Source organism: Pseudomonas sp. KU43P (assembly GCF_033095865.1).
Lineage (GTDB): Bacteria > Pseudomonadota > Gammaproteobacteria > Pseudomonadales > Pseudomonadaceae > Aquipseudomonas.
Window position 1 is genome coordinate 1721486 of the sequence record NZ_AP019365.1, and the last position, 22990, is coordinate 1744475.

General features: G+C 64.0%; 24 protein-coding genes. All 24 read left to right on the plus strand.

Annotation, left to right across the window (positions count from 1 at the left end; genetic code table 11):
- Window positions 1–66: 66 nt before the first annotated feature.
- Window positions 67–831, plus strand: coding sequence for a flagellar assembly protein FliH (fliH, locus tag KU43P_RS07905; RefSeq protein WP_317662084.1), 765 nt, complete (start codon window positions 67–69; stop codon window positions 829–831).
- Window positions 821–2179 (plus strand): flagellar protein export ATPase FliI, encoded by a 1359-nt coding sequence (gene fliI, locus KU43P_RS07910; protein WP_317662086.1) that lies wholly within the window; start codon window positions 821–823, stop codon window positions 2177–2179. The genes fliH and fliI overlap by 11 nt, the downstream gene beginning before the upstream one ends.
- A gap of 7 nt (window positions 2180–2186) precedes the next feature.
- Window positions 2187–2633, plus strand: a complete 447-nt coding sequence (gene fliJ / locus KU43P_RS07915) for a flagellar export protein FliJ (RefSeq protein ID WP_317662088.1) — start codon at window positions 2187–2189, stop codon at window positions 2631–2633.
- Between the two features lie 142 nt (window positions 2634–2775).
- Window positions 2776–3081, plus strand: coding sequence for an STAS domain-containing protein (locus KU43P_RS07920; protein ID WP_008093298.1), 306 nt, complete (start codon window positions 2776–2778; stop codon window positions 3079–3081).
- Window positions 3082–3089: 8 nt separating this feature from the next.
- The gene (locus KU43P_RS07925) at window positions 3090–4781 is read left to right on the plus strand and encodes a fused response regulator/phosphatase (protein WP_317662091.1); all 1692 of its coding nucleotides are present in this window, start codon (window positions 3090–3092) and stop codon (window positions 4779–4781) included.
- A 48-nt stretch (window positions 4782–4829) separates the two neighbouring features.
- Window positions 4830–5177, plus strand: coding sequence for an Hpt domain-containing protein (locus tag KU43P_RS07930; RefSeq protein ID WP_317662093.1), 348 nt, complete (start codon window positions 4830–4832; stop codon window positions 5175–5177).
- Between the two features lie 72 nt (window positions 5178–5249).
- Window positions 5250–6545, plus strand: coding sequence for a flagellar hook-length control protein FliK (locus KU43P_RS07935; RefSeq protein ID WP_317662094.1), 1296 nt, complete (start codon window positions 5250–5252; stop codon window positions 6543–6545).
- Window positions 6546–6834: 289 nt separating this feature from the next.
- The gene (fliL, locus tag KU43P_RS07940) at window positions 6835–7332 is read left to right on the plus strand and encodes a flagellar basal body-associated protein FliL (protein ID WP_317662096.1); all 498 of its coding nucleotides are present in this window, start codon (window positions 6835–6837) and stop codon (window positions 7330–7332) included.
- A 9-nt stretch (window positions 7333–7341) separates the two neighbouring features.
- On the plus strand, window positions 7342–8310 hold the full coding sequence (fliM, locus tag KU43P_RS07945) for a flagellar motor switch protein FliM (protein ID WP_317662098.1): 969 nt from the start codon (window positions 7342–7344) through the stop codon (window positions 8308–8310).
- A gap of 47 nt (window positions 8311–8357) precedes the next feature.
- A complete protein-coding gene (fliN, locus tag KU43P_RS07950; RefSeq protein ID WP_317662100.1) occupies window positions 8358–8822 on the plus strand; it encodes a flagellar motor switch protein FliN in 465 nt (154 codons plus the stop codon).
- Window positions 8823–9275 (plus strand): flagellar biosynthetic protein FliO, encoded by a 453-nt coding sequence (gene fliO, locus KU43P_RS07955; protein WP_317662102.1) that lies wholly within the window; start codon window positions 8823–8825, stop codon window positions 9273–9275.
- Window positions 9275–10042, plus strand: a complete 768-nt coding sequence (gene fliP, locus KU43P_RS07960; RefSeq protein WP_317662104.1) for a flagellar type III secretion system pore protein FliP — start codon at window positions 9275–9277, stop codon at window positions 10040–10042. The genes fliO and fliP overlap by 1 nt, the downstream gene beginning before the upstream one ends.
- Before the next feature lie 21 nt (window positions 10043–10063).
- Window positions 10064–10333, plus strand: a complete 270-nt coding sequence (gene fliQ / locus KU43P_RS07965) for a flagellar biosynthesis protein FliQ (RefSeq protein WP_008093282.1) — start codon at window positions 10064–10066, stop codon at window positions 10331–10333.
- Window positions 10334–10340: 7 nt separating this feature from the next.
- Window positions 10341–11117, plus strand: a complete 777-nt coding sequence (fliR, locus tag KU43P_RS07970; RefSeq protein ID WP_317662106.1) for a flagellar biosynthetic protein FliR — start codon at window positions 10341–10343, stop codon at window positions 11115–11117.
- A 2-nt stretch (window positions 11118–11119) separates the two neighbouring features.
- Window positions 11120–12262, plus strand: coding sequence for a flagellar biosynthesis protein FlhB (gene flhB, locus KU43P_RS07975; RefSeq protein WP_317662107.1), 1143 nt, complete (start codon window positions 11120–11122; stop codon window positions 12260–12262).
- Window positions 12263–12437: 175 nt separating this feature from the next.
- The gene (flhA, locus tag KU43P_RS07980) at window positions 12438–14567 is read left to right on the plus strand and encodes a flagellar biosynthesis protein FlhA (protein ID WP_317662109.1); all 2130 of its coding nucleotides are present in this window, start codon (window positions 12438–12440) and stop codon (window positions 14565–14567) included.
- A gap of 11 nt (window positions 14568–14578) precedes the next feature.
- Complete coding sequence (gene flhF / locus KU43P_RS07985; RefSeq protein ID WP_317662111.1) at window positions 14579–15886, plus strand: flagellar biosynthesis protein FlhF; 1308 nt, start codon at window positions 14579–14581, stop codon at window positions 15884–15886.
- Window positions 15887–15979: 93 nt separating this feature from the next.
- Window positions 15980–16813 carry a flagellar synthesis regulator FleN gene (gene fleN, locus KU43P_RS07990; RefSeq protein WP_016393812.1) on the plus strand — a complete coding sequence of 278 codons (834 nt, stop codon included), beginning with the start codon at window positions 15980–15982 and terminating at the stop codon, window positions 16811–16813.
- Entirely contained in the window at window positions 16810–17550 is a 741-nt protein-coding gene (fliA, locus tag KU43P_RS07995) for an RNA polymerase sigma factor FliA (protein WP_054900043.1), read from the plus strand. The genes fleN and fliA overlap by 4 nt, the downstream gene beginning before the upstream one ends.
- Window positions 17551–17668: 118 nt before the next feature.
- Window positions 17669–18043 (plus strand): chemotaxis response regulator CheY, encoded by a 375-nt coding sequence (locus tag KU43P_RS08000; RefSeq protein ID WP_104881405.1) that lies wholly within the window; start codon window positions 17669–17671, stop codon window positions 18041–18043.
- 18 nt (window positions 18044–18061) lie between these two features.
- The gene (locus KU43P_RS08005) at window positions 18062–18850 is read left to right on the plus strand and encodes a protein phosphatase CheZ (protein ID WP_317662116.1); all 789 of its coding nucleotides are present in this window, start codon (window positions 18062–18064) and stop codon (window positions 18848–18850) included.
- A gap of 12 nt (window positions 18851–18862) precedes the next feature.
- Window positions 18863–21073, plus strand: coding sequence for a chemotaxis protein CheA (locus KU43P_RS08010; RefSeq protein WP_317662118.1), 2211 nt, complete (start codon window positions 18863–18865; stop codon window positions 21071–21073).
- A gap of 46 nt (window positions 21074–21119) precedes the next feature.
- A complete protein-coding gene (locus KU43P_RS08015) occupies window positions 21120–22250 on the plus strand; it encodes a chemotaxis response regulator protein-glutamate methylesterase (protein WP_317662120.1) in 1131 nt (376 codons plus the stop codon).
- The gene (locus KU43P_RS08020; protein WP_317662122.1) at window positions 22250–22990 is read left to right on the plus strand and encodes a flagellar motor protein; all 741 of its coding nucleotides are present in this window, start codon (window positions 22250–22252) and stop codon (window positions 22988–22990) included. The genes KU43P_RS08015 and KU43P_RS08020 overlap by 1 nt, the downstream gene beginning before the upstream one ends.

The following is a 22990-nucleotide window of genomic DNA, read 5'->3' on the forward strand; positions in this document are numbered from 1 at the left end:
TTGTGCAGCCCTTTCGCGACACAAGGCCGCTCCTACAGCGAGCAGGGTTTTTGAGTAATTGAGAACATGCCCACCAAAGAATCCCACCCCAGTGACCTGATCCGCGCCCGCGACCTCGTGGGCGTCGACGTCTGGGCGTTGCCCAGCTTCGATCCCGAGCCGGAACCCGAGCCTGAGCCGGAACCGGAAGTCGTCGAGGAAGAAGTCGAGGAAGTGCCGCTGGAGGAGGTCCAGCCGCTGACCCTCGAAGAGCTCGAAGCGATCCGCCAGGAAGCCTACAACGAAGGCTTCGCCACCGGCGAGCGCGAGGGTTTTCACAGCACCCAGCTCAAGGTGCGCCAGGAGGCCGAGGAAGCCCTCAATGCCAAGCTGGCCGGCCTGGAGCAACTGATGGGGCACCTGCTCGAGCCCATCGCCGAGCAGGATACGCAGATCGAAAAGACCGTTGTGCACCTGGTGGCGCACATGGCCCGTCAGGTCATCGGCCGCGAACTGCGCAGCGACTCCAGCCAGATCACCCAGGTGCTGCGTGAAGCCCTGAAGCTGCTGCCCATGGGCGCCGACAACATCCGCATTCACCTCAACCCCCAGGACTTCGAGCTGGCCAAGGCCCTGCGCGAGCGCCATGAGGAGAGCTGGAAGCTGCTGGAGGATGACGCACTGCTGCCAGGTGGTTGCCGAATCGAAACGCTGCACAGCCGCATCGACGCGACCATGGAGACGCGCATCGAGAAGGCCGTGGCCCAGCTGTTCGACCAGCTGCACGACCAGGCCCTGCACCCGGCGGCGCCAGACATGTCCGTCGAGATAGGCGCCAATGATGCGCCTTGACCGCACCAGCTTCGGCAAACGCCTGGGTGGCTATGCCGAAGCGATCGAGCTGCCCGTGCAGCCGGTGGTCGAAGGCCGCCTGCTGCGCATGGTCGGCCTCACCCTCGAGGCCGAGGGCCTGCGCGCAGCGGTCGGCGGGCGCTGCCTGGTAATCAACGACGACAGCTACCACCCGGTGCAGGTCGAAGCCGAGGTGATGGGCTTTTCCGGCAGCAAGGTGTTTCTCATGCCGGTCGGCAGCATCGCCGGCATTGCCCCGGGGGCGCGGGTGGTGCCGCTGGATGACAGTGGGCGCCTGCCCATGGGCATGAGCATGCTCGGCCGGGTGCTCGATGGCGCCGGCCGTGCGCTGGACGGCAAGGGCGGGATGAAAGCCGAAGACTGGGTGCCGATGGATGGCCCAATCATCAACCCGCTCAACCGCGACCCGATCAGCCAGCCGCTGGACGTTGGCATTCGCAGCATCAATGGCCTGCTCACCGTCGGGCGCGGCCAGCGGCTGGGTTTGTTCGCCGGTACCGGTGTCGGTAAATCGGTACTGCTGGGCATGATGACCCGCTTCACCGAGGCCGAGATCATCGTGGTGGGGTTGATCGGCGAGCGGGGCAGGGAGGTCAAGGAGTTCATCGAGCACATCCTCGGTGAAGAAGGCCTCAAGCGCTCCGTGGTGGTCGCCTCTCCAGCAGACGATGCGCCACTGATGCGCCTGCGCGCCGCCATGTACTGCACCCGTATCGCCGAATACTTCCGCGACAAGGGCAAGAATGTCCTGCTGCTGATGGACTCGCTCACCCGCTTTGCCCAGGCCCAGCGGGAAATCGCCCTGGCCATCGGCGAGCCCCCGGCGACCCGCGGTTATCCGCCGTCGGTGTTCGCCAAGCTGCCGAAACTGGTGGAGCGCGCTGGTAACGGCGAGCCCGGTGGCGGCTCGATCACCGCGTTCTACACCGTCTTGTCCGAAGGCGACGACCAGCAAGACCCCATCGCCGACTCGGCGCGCGGCGTGCTCGACGGCCACTTCGTGCTGTCTCGCCGTCTGGCCGAGGAAGGTCATTACCCCGCCATCGACATCGAGGCCTCGATCAGCCGGGTCATGCCGCAAGTGGTCGATGCCGACCACCTGCGCCAGGCGCAGAAGTTCAAGCAGCTCTGGTCGCGCCTGTCGCAGAGCCGCGACCTGATCAGCGTCGGTGCGTATGTTGCCGGTGGCGACCCGGAAACCGACCTGGCCATTGCCTTGCAGCCCAGGCTGGTGGACTTCCTGCGTCAGGGGCTGGACGAAAATGTCGGCATGGGCCAGAGCCGCCAGGAACTGGGGGCGATCTTCATGCCCCCGGGCAATGGTTGAGTAGGCCATGAGCACGCCTAGCCGTGCCGCGCGCCTGGCGCCGGTGGTGAACATGGCCGAGGAGGCCGAGCGCAAGGCTGCGCAGCGCCTGGGGCATTTTCAGCAACTGGTGGCCCAGGCGCAGGCGAAGCTGGCGGAGCTGGAGTCGTTCCGCGAAGGCTACCAGGCGCAATGGGTCGAACGTGGCGGGCAGGGCGTCGATGGCAGTTGGCTGCTCAATTACCAGCGCTTCCTGGCCCAGCTGGAAACGGCCATGACCCAGCAACGGCAAAGCCTCATCTGGCACCAGAACAACCTGAAAAATGCCCGTGGCACCTGGCAGCAGGCCTATGCCCGGGTAGAAGGGCTGCGCAAGCTGGTGCAGCGGTACATGGACGAGGCGCGGCGGGCGGAAGACAAACGTGAGCAGCGCTTGCTGGATGAGCTGTCCCAGCGGTTGCCGAGGCATCTGTAGGCTGTGACGGCCCTATCGCCGGCAAGCCGGCTCCCACGGGGCCGGCGATAGCGCCCACGCAGGCAAGCCCGGTTTGCTACTCCAGCCGCCGCCTGCTAAACCTTGAAGAGTTGCATTCGCCATCATCGAAGGAATCGCTAGCATGGCAGTCGAGACCGATTTTTCGCAGGACGGGAAAAAACTCACGATCAAGATCAAGGGGCGGTTCGATTTCGGCAAGCATCAGGAGTTTCGCGATGCCTACGAGCGCCAGCCAAAACGGCCCGACTCGGTGGTGGTCGACCTGAAGGACACCACCTACCTGGACAGTTCCGCCCTCGGCATGCTGCTGTTGTTGCGCGACCACGCGGGCGGCGATGACTCCGACGTGCGGGTGGTGCATGCCAGCTCCGACGTGCGCAAGATCCTGGCCATCTCCAACTTCGAAAAACTGTTCGACATCAGTTGAGCGCCGAGATGCCTCCCGAACAGGCATTGACCGTGCTAGTGGCCGAAGATGGCGCCACCGACCGCCTGTTGCTGGCGCAGATCGTGCGGCGCCAGGGGCACCAGGTGTTCACTGCCGAGAACGGCGAGCAGGCCGTGGCGCTGTTTGCCGAAAAGCGCCCGCATATCGTGCTGCTCGATGCCCTGATGCCGGTAATGGACGGCTTCGAAGCCGCACGACAGATCAAGGCCCTGGCCGGCGAGGCGCTGGTACCGATCATCTTTCTGACCTCGCTCAACGAGGAGGACGCGCTGGTGCGCTGCCTGGAGGCCGGGGGCGACGACTTCATGGCCAAACCCTACAGCGCGGTGATTCTCGGCGCCAAGATCCGCGCGATGGACCGCCTGCGCCGGCTGCAGGCCACGGTGCTCGAGCAGCGCGACCAGATCACCCGCCATCACCACCACCTGCTCAATGAGCAACGGGTGGCCAAGGCTGTGTTCGACAAGGTTGCTCATTCCGGTTGCATCACGGCGCCGAATATCCGTTACCTGCAGTCGCCCTACGCGTTGTTCAACGGCGACTTGCTGTTGGCGGCGTTCACGCCTTCGGGCGACATGCATGTGTTGCTCGGTGATTTCACCGGCCATGGCTTGCCCGCCGCCGTGGGTGCCATGCCCCTGGCCGAGGTGTTCTACGGCATGACCGCCAAGGGCTACGGCCTGGCGCAGATTCTGCGCGAGATGAACGCCAAGCTTAAGCGCATACTGCCGGTCGACATGTTCTGCTGCGCGCTGTTGCTGAACCTGAGCGTGCAGCGCGGGACGGTGGAGGTGTGGAATGGCGGCATGCCGGACGGTTACCGGTTGTCGGCCAGTGGTGATGTGCTCTGTACCTTGACCTCACGCCACCTGCCTCTCGGAATCCTGGGTGCCGAGCGTTTCGACGACAGCACCGAGGTGGTTCCACTGGCATCGGGCGAGCGATTGCTGCTGCTGTCCGACGGCGTCGTCGACACTGCAGATGACCAGGAGCGGCTGTTTGGCGTCGAGCGCCTGCGGGCGGTGCTGGCGGCCAACCGTGACCCGGCGCACCTGTTCGACGAAGTGATGAAAGCATTGCAGTGCTTTGGCGGGCGCCCGAGAGATGACATCAGCCTGTGCGACATCCGCATGTTCGCCCCCCAGGAGCAGGTGCCGGCGCCAACGCTCTATTCCGACAGCGGGCGCTCCAGCCCGCTGGACTGGTCGCTGGGCTTCGAGTTGCGCGGCGAAAGCCTCAAACGGTTTAACCCGGTTCCCTATCTGGTGCAATTGCTGCAGGAGATCCATGGCCTGCGCCCACGTACTGGCGCTTTGCACAGCGTGCTCAGCGAGTTGTATTCCAATGCCCTGGAACATGGCGTGCTGGGCCTGGATTCGCAGCTCAAGCGTGATGTGCAGGGTTTTGCCGATTACTATCAGGAGCGCGCTCGACGGCTGGGCACCTTGGCCGATGGCTTCGTGCGCATCGACCTGAAAGTGGAACCGTTGGCCACCGGTGGGCGTCTGATGATCGAGATGCGCGACAGTGGCGCGGGGTTCGATGTGAGCAAGGTGCTTTCGCGCCCGCCTCGGGAACAGAGCCTCAGCGGTCGCGGCCTGAGACTGGTACGCCGGCTTGGCAGCAGTGCCGAATGGCGCGAGGGCGGGCGTTGTGCGCGGGTGCAGTTCGAATGGTGAGCCGTTTGGCGGCTCGGGCATAATCCGGCTTGATCAAGGAGTGAGCAAGTGACTGACATGCATATTGACCACAGAGTGCTCAGGGACCTGCAGGAGGTCATGGAAGAGGGCTATCTGCAATTGCTGGAAACCTTCCTTGAAGATTCCGAGCGACGCCTTTGCCAGCTGCACGGTGCCAGGACCGCCGACGAGCTAGGCAGGGTGGCCCACAGTTTCAAGGGCAGTAGCAGCAACATGGGCGCTGTAGAGCTCGCCCAGCTCTGCCAGCAACTGGAGCAGCGGGTAAAGGACCGCTCGTTGTACGGCATCGAAGACCTGATCAACCGCATCGACCAGGAATACCTGGAGGTACAGCGCTTCTATCGCGGCGAGCGCGAACGGGTGTCGGCGAGCTGATCGGCAGGTTGGCGCGAGTTTTGCGTGTCTGTGCCAGGACGATATTCATGTTTTTGGCGCGGAGACCTTTCAATGCCTGTCGCACCCAACCCTTTGTTGCAAGCCAGCACCCTGAGCAAGCCGTCGAGCGCCGCTTCCTCTCGGGTGGACAAGCCGCTGCAGGCGGCCGGCGGGCAGGGCAGCGGCTTCGACCAGGTCATGGCCAACCAGGGGCGCGACAAGCCTTCGCTGCGTGATGACAAGGTCAAGCCTAAGGACAAGCCTGATACCGACCAGGGCGGCAAGCAGGCGGCAACCGACAAGCCGGCTGTTGCCGATGACGGCAACAAATTGCCAGCAGACGATCAGGCGCAGGCCAGCACTGACGCCACCGCCAATGCTGACGCCAGCTCGTTGGATGCCAGTCTGGTGGCTGGCCAGGTCACCGATGCGCAGCCGGGCGCGCAACTGTTGCAGGCACAAGCCCAGGCCGTGGCGCCGGTGTTGCAGGCAGCTGCCCAGCAGCCATTGGTGCCGGCGTTGCCCGAAGAAGATGCCGGCGAACCTTTCGACCCTGAGGCCGATGCGCTGGCCAACATGCCAACCCTGCGCCTGGCCCTCGAGCAGAGTGCCCAGGCAAAAGGCACGACATCGGCTCATGCGGCCAGCACCGCGCAGCAGCCGCAAGCCGAGGATGGCCCGGTTGCCGTCAATCCATTGGCGAACCTCATCGACAAGGTCGAGGCCGAGGCGGGGCAGTCGGAGTCGGGTGACAAGGCATTCGGGGCCTTGCTCGAAGACGGCCTGAAAGACACCAAGAGTGCCAGCAGCGATACGCGCATCGACGATTTCGCCAACCGTCTCGCCAGCCTGACCCAGGCGGCCACGGCCAAGACCGCCAATGCCGTACCGGTCAGCCCCAGCCCCTTGCAACAGCCGCTGGCGATGAACCAGAACGCCTGGGCTGAAGGCTTGGTCAACCGGGTCATGTACCTGTCGAGCCAAAACCTCAAGTCGGCGGATATTCAGTTGGAACCGGCCGAGCTGGGGCGTTTGGACATTCGCGTCAACCTGGCGGCGGACCAGTCGACCCAGGTCACCTTCATCAGCGGCCATGCGGGCGTGCGTGATGCGCTGGATAGCCAGGTGCACCGCTTGCGCGAGCTGTTTGCACAGCAGGGGTTGGCGCAGCCGGACGTCAATGTCGCCGACCAGTCGCGCGGGCAGCAACAGCAGCAAGCGCAGCAGGATGGTTCGCAGTTGTCTGGCGTAGCGGCGCGGCGGGCGCAGGAAGGGGGTGGCGTGGGGCAGGGTGAAGTTGCCGATGCTGGTCGGGTGGTCGAGCAGCAGGTGGTTGTTGGTGATAGTGCGGTAGATTTTTACGCTTGAGGTTTTTGTAGTGGGTGAGATCGAGCGCCGCCCGCGCGGCGCATCGCGGATGAATCCGCTCCTACATTTCTTGTAACGTGCCACAGTCTGCCAGGCCATGGTTGCCCGCCTTTGGCGCCCGCCAAAAAATCCTGTAGGAGCGGATTCATCCGCGATGCGCAGCGCCGGCGGCGCTCGATCTCGACCTCACCACATCACCCTCATCAAACCTCCTCTCAAAACCTGGCATAACACTTGCTCAAGCCACGTCATCCTCCTTTGAAACCCCGCTGGACGACGGATTATTGGCATGGCGAAGAGCGACGCAGTGAAAGACCCCGCCGCTAAAGGCAAACTCAAGCTGATCCTGCTGCTGGTGCTGGCCCTGCTGCTGGCAGTCGGCCTGTCGGTGGGCGCCACCTGGTTCATCATGCACAAGAGCGAGCCAGCCCCGGCCGCCGACCCGGCGGCGGCCAACGTCAAGCCGGCGGCGATCTACGAGCCCCTGGCCCCCGCCTTCGTGGTCAACTTCAACCAGAACGGCCGCCAGCGCTACATGCAGGTGAGCATCACGATGCAAGGGCGCAGCCAGGCCGACCTGGATGCCCTCAAGGTGCACATGCCGGTCATCCGCAACAACCTGGTGATGATGTTCTCCGGGCAAGGCTTCGACACCCTCGCCAGTAGCTCGGTAGGGCAGGAGATGCTGCGTCAGAAAGCCACCGCGGTGGTGCAGGAAGTCGCTCAGAAAGAAGTCGGCAAGCCGGTGGTCGACCAGTTGCTGTTCACCAATTTCGTATTGCAGTAGGAGTCCGCCATGGCCGTACAGGACCTGCTGTCCCAGGATGAGATCGATGCGCTGTTGCATGGCGTCGACGATGGGCTGGTACAGACCGAAAGCGTTGCCGAGCCCGGCAGCATCAAGAGCTACGACCTGACCAGCCAGGACCGTATCGTGCGGGGTCGCATGCCGACCCTGGAAATGATCAACGAGCGGTTCGCCCGCTACACCCGCATCAGCATGTTCAACCTGCTGCGCCGTTCCGCCGACGTGGCCGTGGGCGGCGTGCAGGTGATGAAGTTCGGCGAGTACGTGCATTCGCTGTACGTGCCTACCAGCCTCAACCTGGTGAAGATCAAGCCGCTGCGCGGCACCTCGCTGTTCATCCTCGACGCCAAGCTGGTGTTCAAGCTGGTGGACAACTTCTTCGGCGGTGACGGCCGTCACGCCAAGATCGAAGGCCGTGAATTCACCCCGACAGAGCTGCGTGTGGTGCGCATGGTGCTCGACCAGTGCTTCGTCGACCTCAAGGAGGCCTGGCAGGCGATCATGCCGGTCAACTTCGAGTACATGAACTCCGAGGTCAACCCGGCCATGGCCAACATCGTCGGGCCAAGTGAGGCGGTGGTCGTGTCCACCTTCCACATCGAGCTGGACGGCGGTGGCGGCGACCTGCACGTGACCATGCCGTACTCGATGATCGAGCCGGTGCGGGAAATGCTCGACGCAGGCTTCCAGTCCGACCTGGACGACCAGGACGAGCGCTGGGTCAAGGCCCTGCGCGAGGACGTGCTGGATGTTTCCGTGCCGCTGACCGCCACGGTCGCCCGGCGCCAGCTCAAACTGCGCGACATCCTGCACATGCAGGCCGGCGACGTGATCCCGGTGGAGCTGCCCGAGCACCTGGTGCTGCGCGCCAACGGCGTGCCGTCGTTCAAGGCGCGCCTGGGCTCGCACAAGGGCAACCTGGCCCTGCAGATCATCGACCCGATCGAACGCCGCTGACGGTGTGCCGGTCGCTCACTACGAATTGAATGCCTGTCGAGGACATCATGGCTAACGAAAACGAGATCACCTCCCCCGAGGACCAGGCCCTGGCCGACGAATGGGCTGCCGCCCTGGAAGAAACCGGTGACGCCGGCCAGGCTGACATCGACGCGCTGCTCGGTGGCGACGCTGGCAGTGCCGGCGCGGGCCGCCTGCCGATGGAAGAGTTCGCCAGCTCGCCACGGCCGAAGGAAAACGTCAGCCTCGAAGGCCCGAACCTGGACGTGATCCTGGATATTCCGGTGAACATCTCCATGGAGGTCGGCAGCACCGAGATCAACATCCGCAACCTGTTGCAGCTCAACCAAGGCTCGGTGATCGAGCTCGATCGCCTGGCGGGCGAGCCGCTCGACGTGCTGGTCAACGGCACCCTGATCGCCCATGGCGAAGTGGTCGTGGTCAACGAGAAGTTCGGCATCCGCCTGACCGACGTGATCAGCCCCAGCGAACGCATCAAGAAGCTGCGCTGAGTGAAAGGCACGGTGCGGGCCATGACGGCCCTGATCGCCTTGCTGGCCAGCGAAGTGGCAATTGCCGCAGCCGTCACCACGCCGGCCGCACCACCCGCCGCCGCGCCCGGCAGCATGGGCGGGCAACTGGCACAGATGGTATTCGGCCTGCTGCTGGTGGTCGGCCTGATCTTCTTCCTCGCCTGGGTGCTGCGCCGCATGCAGGGCGCTGCCCCCAAGGGCGGCCAGGTGATCGAGATCGTCGGCAGCCGCGCCATCGGCCCGCGTGATCGGCTGCTGCTGGTGCAGGTGGGCAAGGAACAGATCCTCATCGGCCATACCCCAGGCAGCATCGAAGCCTTGCATGTGCTGGCGGAGCCGGTGGAGGTGCCAGCCAGTGCCCGCCAGGCGACGCCGGAATTCGCCCAGCGGCTGATGGAGCTGATGGGCAAGGATCAGAAGGACAAGAAGTGATGAGTCGCGCCCTGCGCATCCTGTTGAGCACCTTGCTGCCAATCGCGCTGTTGCTGGTCGCGCCGCTGGCCCTTGCCGCCGACCCGCTGTCGATCCCGGCCATCACCCTGTCCAATGGCCCGGACGGCCAGCAGGAATATTCGGTCAGCCTGCAGATCCTGCTGATCATGACGGCGCTGAGCTTCATTCCGGCGTTCGTCATCCTGATGACCAGCTTCACCCGCATCATCATCGTGTTCTCGATCCTGCGTCAGGCCCTGGGCCTGCAGCAGACGCCGTCGAACCAGGTGCTGACCGGCATGGCGCTGTTCCTGACCATGTTCATCATGGCGCCGGTGTTCGACCGGGTGAACCAGGACGCTCTGCAGCCGTACCTGAAGGAGCAGATGACCGCCCAGCAGGCCATCGACAAGGCCCAGGGGCCGCTCAAGGACTTCATGCTGGCGCAAACCCGGCAGAGCGACCTGGACCTGTTCATGCGCCTGTCCAAGCGCACCGACATCGCCGGCCCCGACCAGGTGCCGCTGACGATCCTGGTGCCGGCGTTCGTCACCTCGGAGCTGAAGACCGCATTCCAGATCGGCTTCATGATTTTCATCCCGTTCCTGATCATCGACATGGTGGTTGCCAGCGTGCTGATGGCGATGGGCATGATGATGCTGTCGCCGCTGATCATCTCGCTGCCGTTCAAGATCATGCTATTCGTGCTGGTTGATGGCTGGGCGCTGATCATGGGCACCCTGGCCGGCAGTTTCGGCGGCGTCTGACGCCGTCAAGGAGAGCCCCGCATGACCCCTGAAGTTGCCGTCGACCTGTTCCGCGATGCCCTCTGGCTGACCACGCTGATGGTCGCCATCCTGGTAGTGCCGAGCCTGCTGGTGGGCCTGATCGTGGCGATGTTCCAGGCCGCCACGCAGATCAACGAACAGACCCTGAGCTTCCTGCCGCGCCTGCTGGTGATGCTGGTGACGCTGATCGTCGCCGGGCCCTGGTTGGTGCAGAAATTCATGGAGTACATCACCGGCCTGTACACCAGCATCCCGCAGCTGATCGGTTGAAGCCGCCATGCTGGAGCTGACCGACGCGCAGATCGGCACCTGGGTCGCCACCTTCATGCTGCCGCTGTTTCGGGTGACGGCACTGCTGATGACCATGCCGATTTTCGGCACCCGCATGTTGCCGGCGCGCATCCGCCTGTACGTGGCGGTGGCCATCACCGTGGTGATCGTGCCGGCGCTGCCACCGTTGCCCGAATTCGACCCGCTGAGCCTGCGCGGTTTGCTGCTGTGCGGTGAGCAGGTGATCGTGGGTGCGTTGTTCGGCTTCTCCCTTCAGTTACTGTTCCAGGCTTTCGTGATCGCCGGGCAGATCGTCGCGGTGCAGATGGGCATGGCCTTCGCTTCCATGGTCGACCCGGCCAACGGCGTCAACGTGGCGGTGGTCAGCCAGTTCATGACCATGCTGGTGAGCGTGCTGTTCCTGCTGATGAACGGCCACCTGGTGGCCTTCGAGATACTGACCGAGAGCTTCACCACCCTGCCGGTGGGCAATGCGTTGGTGGTCGGCCAGTTCTGGGAGATGGCCGGGCGGCTGAGTTGGGTGTTCGGTGCGGGGTTGCTGCTGATCCTGCCGGCGATCGCCTCGCTGCTGGTGGTGAACATCGCCTTCGGCGTGATGACCCGCGCCGCGCCGCAGTTGAACATCTTTTCCATCGGTTTCCCGCTGACCCTGGTGCTGGGCATCGGCATCTTCTGGGTGGGCCTGGCCGATATTCTTTCCCACTACCAGGCATTGGCCAGCGAAGCGCTGCAGTGGCTGCGTGAACTGGCAAGGGCGCGCTGAGCATGGCTGAGAGCGAGAGCGGTCAAGACAAGACAGAAGACCCCACCGACAAGCGCAGGCGCGACGCGCGCGAAAAAGGTGAGATCGCCCGCTCCAAGGAGCTGAACACGGTGGCGGTGACCCTGGCCGGCGCCGGGGCCTTGCTGGCCTTTGGCGGCAACCTGGCCGAGACCTTGATGACGCTGATGCGCCTGAATTTCTCGCTGCCACGCGAGGTGCTGGTCGACGAGCGCTCCATGGGCCTGTTTCTGCTGACGTCCGGCAAGATGGCCATCTGGGCGGTGCAGCCGATCCTGGTGCTGCTGTTCGTGATCGCCTTCGTCTCGCCCATCGCGCTGGGTGGTTTCATCTTTTCCGGGAGCCTGCTGCAGCCCAAGTTCAGTCGCATGAACCCGCTTTCGGGGATCAAGCGCATGTTCTCGCTGAACTCGCTGACCGAGCTGCTCAAGGCGCTGGCCAAATTCTTCATGATCCTGATCGTGGCGCTGGTGGTGCTCAGCAATGATCGCCAGGCGTTGCTGGCCATCGCCAATGAGCCGCTGGAGCAGGCGATCATCCACAGCGTTCAGGTGGTGGGCTGGAGTGCGCTGTGGATGGCGGCTGGCTTGCTGATCATCGCCGCGGCGGATGTGCCGTTCCAGCTCTACCAGACATTCCAGAAGCTGAAGATGACCAAGCAGGAGGTCAAGGACGAGTACAAGGACAGCGAGGGCAAGCCCGAGGTCAAGCAGCGCATCCGCCAGCTGCAGCGTGAGGTGTCGCAGCGGCGCATGATGGCTGCGGTGCCGGAGGCTGATGTGATCATCACCAACCCGACGCACTATGCCGTGGCCTTGAAGTACGACCCGGAGAAGGGTGGGGCGGCGCCCCTGTTGCTGGCCAAGGGTACCGATTTCATTGCCTTGAAGATTCGCGAGATCGGCGTGGAGCACAAGGTGCAGATTCTCGAGTCGCCGGCCTTGGCGCGGGCGATCTACTACTCCACCGAAGTGGAGCAGGAGATCCCGGCGGGGTTGTACCTGGCGGTGGCGCAGGTGCTGGCCTATGTGTTCCAGATTCGTCAGTACCGGGCTGGCAAGGGCAAGCGGCCTGAGCCGTTGAAGGAAGACCTGCCGATTCCGCCGGACCTGCGCCGAGACGGTTGAGGGCTGGGGGTTTGGCGGTAGGGGTGTGTTGGTTTTGAGATCGAGCGCCGCCCGCGCGGCGCTCGATCTCAAAACCACCCTACATTCCAAGCCATGCCCAAAGTTGGAAGGCTTCTTGCAAAGCCACGCCCAAGCGCCCCTTGGGCGTCAAAGTTTTGCATGAAGAGGACTCGCGGTGGATCGCACTCAGTTAATCAGCAACGCCCGGCAAAACCTGGCCGGTCTCGGCCGGGGCAACCTGGGGGTGCCGTTGTTGCTGCTGGTGATGTTGGCAATGATGATGTTGCCGATACCGCCGTTCCTGCTCGACGTCTTCTTCACCTTCAACATCGCCCTGTCGATCGTGGTCCTGCTGGTCTGCGTGTACGCTTTGCGTCCGCTGGATTTCGCCGCGTTCCCCACCATCCTGCTGGTGGCCACGCTGCTGCGCCTGGCCCTGAACGTCGCCTCCACGCGGGTGGTCATGCTTCACGGCCAGGAAGGCCACGGCGCTGCGGGCAAGGTGATCCAGGCCTTCGGTGAGGTGGTGATCGGCGGCAACTACGTGGTCGGTGCGGTGGTGTTCGCCATCCTCATGATCATCAACTTCGTGGTGGTGACCAAAGGTGCCGGGCGTATCTCCGAAGTAAGCGCGCGCTTCACCCTCGACGCCATGCCCGGCAAGCAGATGGCCATCGATGCCGACCTCAACGCCGGCCTCATCGATCAGGCCCAGGCCAAGTTGCGCCGCGCCGAGGTGGCCCAGGAAGCCGAGTTCTACGGCTCCATGGACGGTGCCAGCAAGTTCGTCCGAGGCGACGCCATTGCCGGCCTGCTGATCCTGTTCATCAACCTGATCGGCGGCATGCTCATCGGCATGCTACAGCACGGCATGAGCTTCGGCGATGCCGGCCGGGTGTACGCCCTGCTGACCATCGGTGACGGTTTGGTGGCGCAATTGCCATCTCTGCTGCTGTCCACCGCCGCCGCGATCATGGTCACCCGTGCCTCGGGCTCCGAGGACATGGGCAAGCTGATCAACCGGCAGATGTTCGATTCGCCAAAAGCCCTGGCGGTGTCGGCGGGGCTGATGATCGTCATGGGCCTGGTGCCAGGCATGCCGCACGTCGCCTTCCTCAGCCTCGGCCTGTTGGCCGGTGGCGGCGCTTACCTGGTGTGGAAAAAGCAGCAGAAGGCCAAGGTGCAGGCGCAGCAGGAAGCGCAGCGCCAGCAGGACCTGCTGCCCTCGCCGCAGCGTGCGATGGAAACCAAGGAGCTGGGCTGGGACGATGTCACGCCCATCGACATGATCGGCCTGGAGGTTGGCTACCGGCTGATCCCACTGGTCGACCGTAACCAGGGTGGCCAGCTGCTGGCGCGGATCAAGGGGGTGCGCAAGAAGCTCTCCCAGGACCTGGGCTTCCTCATGCCCACCGTGCACATTCGCGACAACCTCGACCTGCAGCCCAGCGCCTACCGCCTGACGCTGATGGGGGTGATTCTGGCCGAAGCGGAGATTTATCCGGACCGTGAGCTGGCGATCAACCCGGGGCAGGTGTTCGGCACCCTCAACGGCATTGCCGCGCGCGACCCGGCGTTCGGCCTGGAGGCGGTGTGGATCGATATCGGCCAGCGCGCTCAGGCGCAGTCGCTGGGCTACACCGTGGTCGACGCCAGTACCGTGGTGGCCACCCACCTCAACCAGATCCTGCAGAAGCACTGCCACGAACTGATCGGTCACGAGGAAGTGCAGCAACTGCTGCAGGTATTGTCCAAGGCTTCGCCTAAACTTGCCGAGGAATTGGTGCCCGGTGTCATTTCCTTGTCGGGCCTGCTCAAGGTCCTGCAAGCGTTGCTCGCCGAACAAGTGCCAGTACGCGACATTCGCAGTATTGCCGAGGCCATCGCCAACAATGCCGGCAAGAGTCAAGATACCGCCGCGCTGGTCGCGGCAGTGCGCGTCGGATTGTGTCGTGCCATCGTGCAAAGCATTGTCGGCGTTGAGTCCGAGCTGCCTGTGATCACCCTTGAGCCAAGGTTGGAACAGATTTTGCTCAATAGTCTGCAAAGGGCCGGGCAAGGTCAGGAAGACGGTGTTCTTCTGGAGCCGAGCATGGCCGAAAAGCTGCAGCGTTCGTTGATCGAGGCGGCCCAGCGTCAGGAGATGCAGGGCCAGCCGGCCATCCTTCTGGTTGCCGGCCCGATTCGAGCCATGCTGTCGCGCTTCGGTCGCCTGGCTGTACCGAATTTGCATGTTCTGGCGTATCAGGAAATACCGGATAACAAGCAAGTCACCATCGTTGCCACCGTGGGCCCCAACGGCTGAGGTAGTGGGTTATGCAAGTTAAGCGTTTTTTCGCCGCCGATATGCGTCAGGCCATGAAGCTGGTCCGTGATGAGCTGGGCTCCGATGCCGCCATCATCGGCAACCGCCGCATCGCCGGCGGTGTCGAGCTGACGGCCGCGCTGGACTACAAGCTGTCCGCGCTGGCCCCGCGCGTGCCCAACGCCGAGCTGGAAGAAGAGCTGCGCAAGACCCAGACGCGCATCGCCACTGCCCAGGCCGAGCTGGACAACCGTGAAGACGCCAGCGAAGGCAATCGCCAATTGTTCGCCGGGCAGTCGCTGACTGCTTCCGAACCGTTGATCGAACCGCATGTGGATGTGCCGGTGGCGCCTGCCGCGCCAGCACCTGCGGCGGTCGATCAGCGCGTGTTCGATGCCATGCGCTCCGAGCTCTCGGGTCTGCGCGAGCTGCTGGAAGTGCAGCTCGGCTCGCTGGCCTGGAACCAGTTGCAGGGCGCCAAGCCTGCACAAGCCAACCTGTGGCGTCGCCTGCAGCGCATCGGCCTGTCCGGCCCGATCGCCCGCGAGCTGCTCGACCTCACTGCCGAGATCGAAGAGCCGCGCCAGGCCTGGCGCATGCTCCTGGCGCACCTGGCGCGGATGATCGAAGTGCCCGAGGTCGAGCCGATCGAAGAGGGCGGGGTGATCGCGGTGGTCGGCCCGGCCGGCATGGGCAAGACCACCACGCTGGCCAAGCTGGCTGCCCGCTACGTGCTCAAGTACGGCCCGCAGAACCTGGCCCTGGTGAGCATGGACAGCTTCCGTATCGGCGCCCAGGAGCAGCTCAAGACATTGGGCCGCATCCTCAACGTGCCGGTGACCTACGTCGACCCGGGCCAGTCGCTGGCCCAGGCACTGGAGCCGCTGCTGCGCAAGCGCGTGGTGCTGATCGATACCGCTGGCCTGCAGGCCAGCGACCCGGCCCTGCGCATGCAGCTGGAAACCCTGGCTGGACGCGGCATCGCCGCGAAGAATTACCTGGTGCTGGCCACCACCAGCCAGAAACAGGTGCTCACCGCTGCCTACCACAGCTACAAGCGCTGCGGCCTGGCCGGTTGTATCCTGACCAAACTCGATGAAACGGCGAGCCTCGGCGATGTGCTGAGCCTGGCCATCAGTCATGAACTGCCCGTGGCCTACCTGACGGATGGCCCGCGCATTCCTGACGACCTGCACCTGCCGCGCCCGCACCAGTTGGTGACCCGCGCCGTCAACGTGCAGTTGCAGGACGAGCCCAGCGAAGAGGCCATGGCCGACATGTTCGCTGATCTCTATCACAACCCGCGTCGAGCAGGTTGATGATGAAGCGTGTGCAAAATACCTACACCAAGGGGGCCGCAGTAATGCCCCTAGTGTGGCTTGGGTCCAAGCGAGACAAGGTAAACAACGAACATGGGTAGCATGCATCCCGTACAGGTGATCGCCGTCACCGGTGGTAAAGGTGGCGTCGGCAAAACTAACGTTTCAGTGAACCTGTCCCTGGCGCTGGCCGAACTCGGCCGCCGGGTCATGCTGCTGGACGCCGACCTGGGCCTGGCCAATGTCGACGTGTTGCTGGGCCTGACCCCTAAACGCACCTTGGCCGATGTGATCGAAGGGCGCTGCGAATTGCGCGATGTGCTGCTGCAAGGGCCGGGCGGTGTACGCATCGTGCCGGCGGCCTCGGGCACCCAGAGCATGGTGCACTTGGCCCCGGCTCAGCACGCCGGCCTGATTCAGGCGTTCAGCGAGATCGGTGACAACCTCGACGTGCTGGTGATCGACACCGCTGCGGGCATTGGTGACTCGGTAGTCAGCTTCGTCCGTGCGGCCCAGGAAGTGTTGCTGGTGGTGTGCGACGAACCGACTTCCATCACCGACGCCTACGCGTTGATCAAGTTGCTCAACCGCGACTACGGGATGAACCGTTTCCGCGTGCTGGCCAACATGGCGCAGAGTCCGCAGGAAGGGCGCAACCTGTTCGCCAAGCTGACCAAGGTCACCGACCGTTTCCTCGACGTGGCCCTGCAGTACGTGGGCGCCGTGCCTTACGACGAGTGCGTGCGCAAGGCGGTGCAGAAGCAGCGGGCCGTGTATGAAGCCTTCCCGCGCTCCAAGTGTGCGCTGGCCTTCAAGGCCATCGCCCAGAAAGTCGACAGCTGGCCGCTGCCGGCCAACCCGCGCGGGCACCTGGAGTTCTTCGTCGAGCGCCTGGTGCAACCCACCAGCGCAGGGCCGGTGCTATGAACGCGAGCGGTTTCAAGATGTACAGCAAGGCATCCAAGGACGCCCAGTACGAATTGATCGAACGCTACGCCCCGTTGGTCAAGCGCATCGCCTACCACCTGCTGGCGCGCCTGCCAGCCAACGTGCAGGTCGAAGACCTGATCCAGGCCGGCATGATCGGCCTGCTGGAAGTCGCCAACAAGTACGACGCCAGCAAGGGCGCGAGCTTCGAAACCTATGCCGGCATCCGCATCCGTGGCGCGATGCTCGACGAGGTGCGCAAGGGCGATTGGGCACCGCGTTCGGTGCACCGCAACACCCGCATGGTCAGCGACGCGATGCGCGCCGTTGAAGCCAGAACCGGCCGCGACGCTAAAGATCATGAAGTTGCTGCCGAACTCCAATTGAGTCTCGATGATTACTACGGGATCTTGAACGATACCTTGGGTAGCCGCCTGTTCAGTTTCGACGACCTGTTGCAGGACGGCGAGCACGAAGGGCTGCACGAGGACGGTGCCAGTGGCCAGGTCGAGCCATCGCGGGACTTGGAAGACGAGCGCTTCCAGGCGGCCTTGACCGATGCCATTGCCAACCTGCCGGAGCGTGAGCGGCTGGTGCTGGCGCTGTACTACGACGAAGAGCTGAACCTCAAGGAGATCGGTGAGGTGCTGGGGGTCAGCGAGTCGCGTGTCAGCCAGCTGCACAGCCAGTGCGCCGCGCGCCTGCGCAGCCGTTTGGGGGAATGGCGGGCGCGTTGAGCCCGAGGTCGTTGCAGTCGTTTTCCACGTGCGTTTTCCATGTTGCACCGATTTGATTGAATGCGTGCTCGCAGCCGAGCGCGTTTGAGACTGCTTGGAGGTCTACTTGAACAAAGACATGAAAATCCTCATCGTTGACGACTTTTCGACGATGCGGCGGATCATCAAGAATCTGTTGCGTGATCTGGGCTTCACCAACACCGACGAGGCCGACGACGGCACCACGGCGCTGCCGATGCTCGAAAGCGGCCATTACGACTTCCTGGTGACCGACTGGAACATGCCCGGCATGTCCGGTATCGACCTGCTGCGCAAGGTGCGCGCCCATGACCGCCTCAAGGGCATGCCGGTGCTGATGGTGACCGCCGAAGCCAAGCGCGACCAGATCATCGAAGCGGCCCAGGCCGGCGTCAATGGTTACGTGGTCAAGCCGTTCACCGCCCAGGTGCTCAAAGAAAAGATCGAGAAGATCTTCGAACGCGTCAACGGCTGAGTCACGTCAGGGGGCGCCATGGAATCAACACAAACGTCTTTGGGGGAGTTCGAATCGACCCTGAAGAAGCATGCCCAGGAGCTGGTCGAAAGCCTGGAACGGGGGCGTTTCGGCGAGGCGGTGCAGCTGATCCATCAGCTCAACCAGACCCGCGACCGTGGCCTGTACCAGGAAGTCGGCAAGCTCACCCGTGAGCTGCACAGCGCGATCGTCAGCTTCCAGATCGACCCGGCCATGCCGCAGGCCGAGGAAGTCTCGCAGATCACCGACGCCACCGAGCGCCTGTCCTACGTGGTCAAACTCACCGAAGGTGCCGCCAACCGCACCATGGACTTGGTGGAGGAGAGCACACCCGTGCTCAACGACCTGGCGGCCGAAGCGCAGAACCTTAGCGTCGACTGGCAGCGCTTCATGCGCCGCGAAGTCGCCGCGCCGGAATTCCGCGAGCTGGTCAAGCGCGTCGACAGTTTCCTGACGCACAGCGCCGAGGGTAACCGCAAGGTCTCCGGCCACCTCAACGACATTCTCCTGGCCCAGGACTACCAAGACCTGACTGGCCAGGTGATCAAGCGCGTCACTGCGCTGGTGACCGAAGTCGAAAGCAATCTGCTCAAGCTCGTGCTGATGGCCAGTCAGGTCGACCGCTTTGCCGGCATCGAACATGACCACCAGCAGCTGCGCGCTGAAAAAGATCAAGAAAAACATCCGACTCGGGGTGAAGGTCCGCAGATTCATGCCGATAAGCGTGAAGACGTCGTGTCCGGTCAGGACGATGTCGATGATCTGCTGTCCAGCCTGGGTTTTTAAGGAGCACGTTTAATGAGCTTCGGCGCCGATGAAGAAATCCTTCAGGATTTCCTGGTAGAAGCCGGCGAAATTCTTGAGCAACTGTCCGAGCAACTGGTCGAGCTGGAAAGCCGGCCCGACGATGCCGACCTGCTCAATGCGATCTTTCGCGGTTTCCACACTGTAAAAGGGGGCGCCGGCTTCCTTCAGCTCAACGAGCTGGTGGAGTGCTGCCATATCGCCGAGAACGTGTTCGACATCCTGCGCAAAGGTGAGCGCCGGGTCGACGCGGAATTGATGGATGTGGTGCTCGAAGCGCTGGACACGGTCAACAGCATGTTCGGCCAGGTGCGCGAGCGCAGCGAAGTGACCGCGGCCACGCCTGAACTGCTGGCGGCCCTGGCGCGCCTGGCCGAGCCTGCCGGCGCCGACCAGCCAGCGCCTGCGCCTGCGCCGGTGGTGCAAGCGCCTGCCGCCGAGGCCGACATCACCGACACCGAGTTCGAGCAACTGCTCGATTCGCTGGATGCGGTGAAGGCCCAGGCAGAGGCCGCCGCCGAACAGCTCGAGGGCGAGACCCTCAGTGGTTCGGCAGACGAAATCACCGACGCCGAATTCGAATCGTTGCTCGATCAGTTGCATGGCAAGGGCCAGTTTTCGCCCGAAGTCGCCGCGGCCGAACCGGTGGCCGATGCCGCCAGCGTGCCGGTGAGCGACGAGATCACCGACGAGGAGTTCGAGTCCCTGCTCGACCAGTTGCATGGCAAGGGCACCTTCCAGGCCGACGCGCTGCCTGCTGCTGCAGCGGTGGCCAGCAGTGCACCTGCCGCCAGCAGCGAGGAGATCAGCGAGCACGAATTCGAAGCGCTGCTCGACCAGCTGCATGGCAAGGGTAAGTTCTCCGGTGACAGCGTCACCGCCGAGGCCCCCGCTGCGGTTGCAGCGCCCGTTGCGGCCAAGGCTGAACCGCAGCCGGTGGCCAAGCCGGCCCCGGCCGCAGCGCCTGCCGCCGCCAAGCCTGCCGCACCTGCCCGCGCACCTGCACCTGCTGCCGACAAGCATGCGGTCAGCGAAGCGGAAACCACCGTGCGCGTCGACACCGCGCGCCTGGACGAGATCATGAACATGGTCGGCGAACTGGTGCTGGTGCGTAACCGCCTGGTGCGCCTGGGCCTGAACAGCGGCGACGAGGCCATGTCCAAGGCCGTGTCCAACCTCGACGTGGTCACCGCCGATTTGCAGACCGCGGTGATGAAAACCCGCATGCAGCCGATCAAGAAGGTGTTCGGCCGCTTCCCGCGCCTGGTTCGCGACCTGGCCCGCCAGCTCAAGAAGGAAATCAACCTGGAGCTGGTCGGCGAAGAGACCGACCTCGACAAGAACCTGGTCGAAGCCTTGGCCGACCCGTTGGTGCACTTGGTGCGCAACGCCGTCGACCATGGCGTGGAAATGCCCGACGAGCGTGAAGCCGCCGGCAAGGCCCGCACCGGCCGCGTGGTGCTTTCGGCCGAGCAGGAAGGCGACCACATCCTGCTGTCGATCTCCGACGACGGCAAGGGCATGGACCCCAGCGTCCTGCGCGCCAAGGCCGTGGAAAAGGGCCTGATGGACAAGGACGCCGCCGAACGCCTGAGCGAATCGGACTGCTACAACCTGATCTTCGCCCCGGGCTTCTCGACCAAGACCGAGATCTCCGACGTGTCCGGCCGTGGTGTCGGCATGGACGTGGTGAAGACCAAGATTTCCCAGCTCAACGGCTCGATCAACATCTTCTCGGCCAAAGGCCAGGGTTCGAAGATCGTCATCAAGGTGCCGCTGACCCTGGCGATCATGCCGACCCTGATGGTGATGCTGGGCAACCAGGCGTTCGCCTTCCCGCTGGTCAACGTCAACGAGATCTTCCACCTCGACCTGTCGCGCACCAACGTGGTCGACGGCCAGGAAGTGGTGATCGTGCGCGACAAGGCGCTGCCGCTGTTCTACCTCAAGCGCTGGCTGGTCCAGGGCCAGGTGCACGAAGAGCAGCACGAGGGCCACGTGGTGATCCTGTCGGTCGGCACCCAGCGCATCGGCTTTGTCGTCGATCAACTGGTCGGCCAGGAAGAAGTGGTAATCAAGCCGTTGGGCAAGATGCTGCAGGGCACCCCGGGCATGTCGGGGGCCACCATCACCGGTGACGGCCGCATCGCGCTGATCCTCGACGTGCCGAGCATGCTCAAGCGTTACGCGGCACGGCGTATTTGATTTCGGCGGCGCACCCTGGCGGGTTGCGCCGCCTAATGGAGTGTTTATGGCAGTCAAGGTCCTGGTGGTGGATGATTCCGGTTTCTTCCGCCGCCGCGTCTCGGAAATCCTCTCGGCGGACCCGACGATCCAGGTCGTGGGTACCGCGACCAACGGCAGGGAAGCGATCGACCAGGCGCTGGCGCTCAAGCCCGATGTCATCACCATGGACTACGAAATGCCCATGATGGACGGCATCACCGCGGTGCGGCATATCATGCAGCGCTGCCCGACGCCGGTGTTGATGTTCTCCTCGCTGACCCATGAAGGCGCCCGGGTCACTCTCGATGCGCTGGATGCCGGCGCGGTGGACTACCTGCCGAAGAACTTCGAGGACATCTCGCGTAACCCGGACAAGGTCAAGCAGATGCTGTGCGAAAAGGTGCACACCATTTCCCGCAGCAACCGCCGTTTTGGCGGTTACGCCAGCCAGCCTGCCGCCCCTGCACCGGCACCGGCCATCTCCGCGCACCATGCTCCAGCCAGCAGCCTGGCCAGCCCGGCTCCGGCACGCACCGCTGCGCCTGCACGCCCTGCACCGGCCCCTGCTGCCCATTCGCCTGCGCCCAAGCGCAAGCCCTACAAGCTGGTGGCGATCGGTACTTCCACCGGCGGCCCGGTGGCGCTGCAGCGGGTGCTGACCCAGCTGCCGGCCAGTTTCCCGGCGCCGATCGTGCTGATCCAGCACATGCCCGCAGCGTTCACCAAGGCCTTTGCCGAGCGCCTCGACAAGCTGTGCAAGATCAGCGTCAAGGAAGCCGAGGACGGCGACGTGCTGCGACCAGGCCTGGCGCTGCTGGCCCCCGGTGGCAAGCAGATGATGATCGACGGCCGTGGCACGGTGAAGATCCTGCCCGGTGACGAACGTCTCAACTACAAACCCTGCGTGGACATTACCTTCGGTTCGGCGGCCAAGTCGTATGGCGACAAGGTGCTGTCGGTGGTGCTCACCGGCATGGGCGCCGATGGCCGCGAAGGCGCGCGGCTGCTCAAGCAGGGCGGCAGTACGGTGTGGGCCCAGGATGAGGCAAGCTGCGTGATCTATGGCATGCCCATGGCCATCGTCAAGGCCAACCTGGCCGACGCGGTGTACAGCCTGGACGAGATCGGCAAGCACCTGGTAGAGGCCTGCGTCTGATGGATGTCCTTAGCCTGATTGGCCTGATCCTGGCCTTCGTCGCCATCGTCGGCGGCAACTTCCTCGAAGGTGGCCATGTCGGTGCGCTGATCAATGGCCCGGCGGCGCTGATCGTGCTCGGCGGCACCCTGGCGGCGGCCTTGCTGCAGTCGCCGCTGCCGTCGTTCAAGCGTGCCCTGCAGATTCTGCGCTGGATCATCTTCCCGCCGCGGGTGGACCTGGCCGGTGGTATCGATCGGGTGGTGAACTGGAGCCTGACGGCGCGCAAGGAAGGCCTGTTGGGCCTGGAGGGCGTGGCCGATGCCGAGCCAGACCCGTATGCGCGCAAGGGCCTGCAACTGCTGGTCGATGGCGCCGAGCCGGAGTCGATCCGCAGCATTTTGGAAGTCGACTTCCTGACCCAGGAAGGCCGCGACATCCACGCCGCCAAGGTGTTCGAGAGCATGGGCGGCTATGCGCCGACCATCGGCATCATCGGTGCGGTGATGGGCCTGATCCATGTGATGGGCAACCTGGCCGACCCCTCGCAGTTGGGCAACGGCATTGCCGTGGCCTTCGTCGCGACCATCTACGGCGTGGCCAGTGCCAACCTGATCCTGCTGCCGATCGCCAACAAGCTCAAGGCCATCGTGCTGCGCCAGTCGCGCTACCGCGAAATGCTTCTCGAGGGCCTGCTGTCGATCGCCGAAGGCGAGAACCCGCGCTCGATCGAGCTGAAGCTGCAAGGCTTCATGGAGTAG

Bases quoted from the DNA above. Each gene is read 5' to 3' on its own strand.
- KU43P_RS07935 (WP_317662094.1), top strand. From the start codon at position 5,250: ATGCCTGTCGCACCCAACCCTTTGTTGCAAGCCAGCACCCTGAGCAAG.
- fleN (WP_016393812.1), top strand. From the start codon at position 15,980: ATGGGTAGCATGCATCCCGTACAGGTGATCGCCGTCACCGGTGGTAAA.
- fliL (WP_317662096.1), top strand. From the start codon at position 6,835: ATGGCGAAGAGCGACGCAGTGAAAGACCCCGCCGCTAAAGGCAAACTC.
- fliR (WP_317662106.1), top strand. From the start codon at position 10,341: ATGCTGGAGCTGACCGACGCGCAGATCGGCACCTGGGTCGCCACCTTC.
- KU43P_RS08005 (WP_317662116.1), top strand. From the start codon at position 18,062: ATGGAATCAACACAAACGTCTTTGGGGGAGTTCGAATCGACCCTGAAG.
- fliP (WP_317662104.1), top strand. From the start codon at position 9,275: ATGAGTCGCGCCCTGCGCATCCTGTTGAGCACCTTGCTGCCAATCGCG.
- fliM (WP_317662098.1), top strand. From the start codon at position 7,342: ATGGCCGTACAGGACCTGCTGTCCCAGGATGAGATCGATGCGCTGTTG.
- KU43P_RS08015 (WP_317662120.1), top strand. From the start codon at position 21,120: ATGGCAGTCAAGGTCCTGGTGGTGGATGATTCCGGTTTCTTCCGCCGC.
- fliI (WP_317662086.1), top strand. From the start codon at position 821: ATGCGCCTTGACCGCACCAGCTTCGGCAAACGCCTGGGTGGCTATGCC.
- flhF (WP_317662111.1), top strand. From the start codon at position 14,579: ATGCAAGTTAAGCGTTTTTTCGCCGCCGATATGCGTCAGGCCATGAAG.
- KU43P_RS08000 (WP_104881405.1), top strand. From the start codon at position 17,669: ATGAAAATCCTCATCGTTGACGACTTTTCGACGATGCGGCGGATCATC.
- KU43P_RS08010 (WP_317662118.1), top strand. From the start codon at position 18,863: ATGAGCTTCGGCGCCGATGAAGAAATCCTTCAGGATTTCCTGGTAGAA.
- fliQ (WP_008093282.1), top strand. From the start codon at position 10,064: ATGACCCCTGAAGTTGCCGTCGACCTGTTCCGCGATGCCCTCTGGCTG.
- fliJ (WP_317662088.1), top strand. From the start codon at position 2,187: ATGAGCACGCCTAGCCGTGCCGCGCGCCTGGCGCCGGTGGTGAACATG.
- KU43P_RS08020 (WP_317662122.1), top strand. From the start codon at position 22,250: ATGGATGTCCTTAGCCTGATTGGCCTGATCCTGGCCTTCGTCGCCATC.
- fliA (WP_054900043.1), top strand. From the start codon at position 16,810: ATGAACGCGAGCGGTTTCAAGATGTACAGCAAGGCATCCAAGGACGCC.
- KU43P_RS07920 (WP_008093298.1), top strand. From the start codon at position 2,776: ATGGCAGTCGAGACCGATTTTTCGCAGGACGGGAAAAAACTCACGATC.
- KU43P_RS07925 (WP_317662091.1), top strand. From the start codon at position 3,090: ATGCCTCCCGAACAGGCATTGACCGTGCTAGTGGCCGAAGATGGCGCC.
- fliH (WP_317662084.1), top strand. From the start codon at position 67: ATGCCCACCAAAGAATCCCACCCCAGTGACCTGATCCGCGCCCGCGAC.
- flhB (WP_317662107.1), top strand. From the start codon at position 11,120: ATGGCTGAGAGCGAGAGCGGTCAAGACAAGACAGAAGACCCCACCGAC.
- fliN (WP_317662100.1), top strand. From the start codon at position 8,358: ATGGCTAACGAAAACGAGATCACCTCCCCCGAGGACCAGGCCCTGGCC.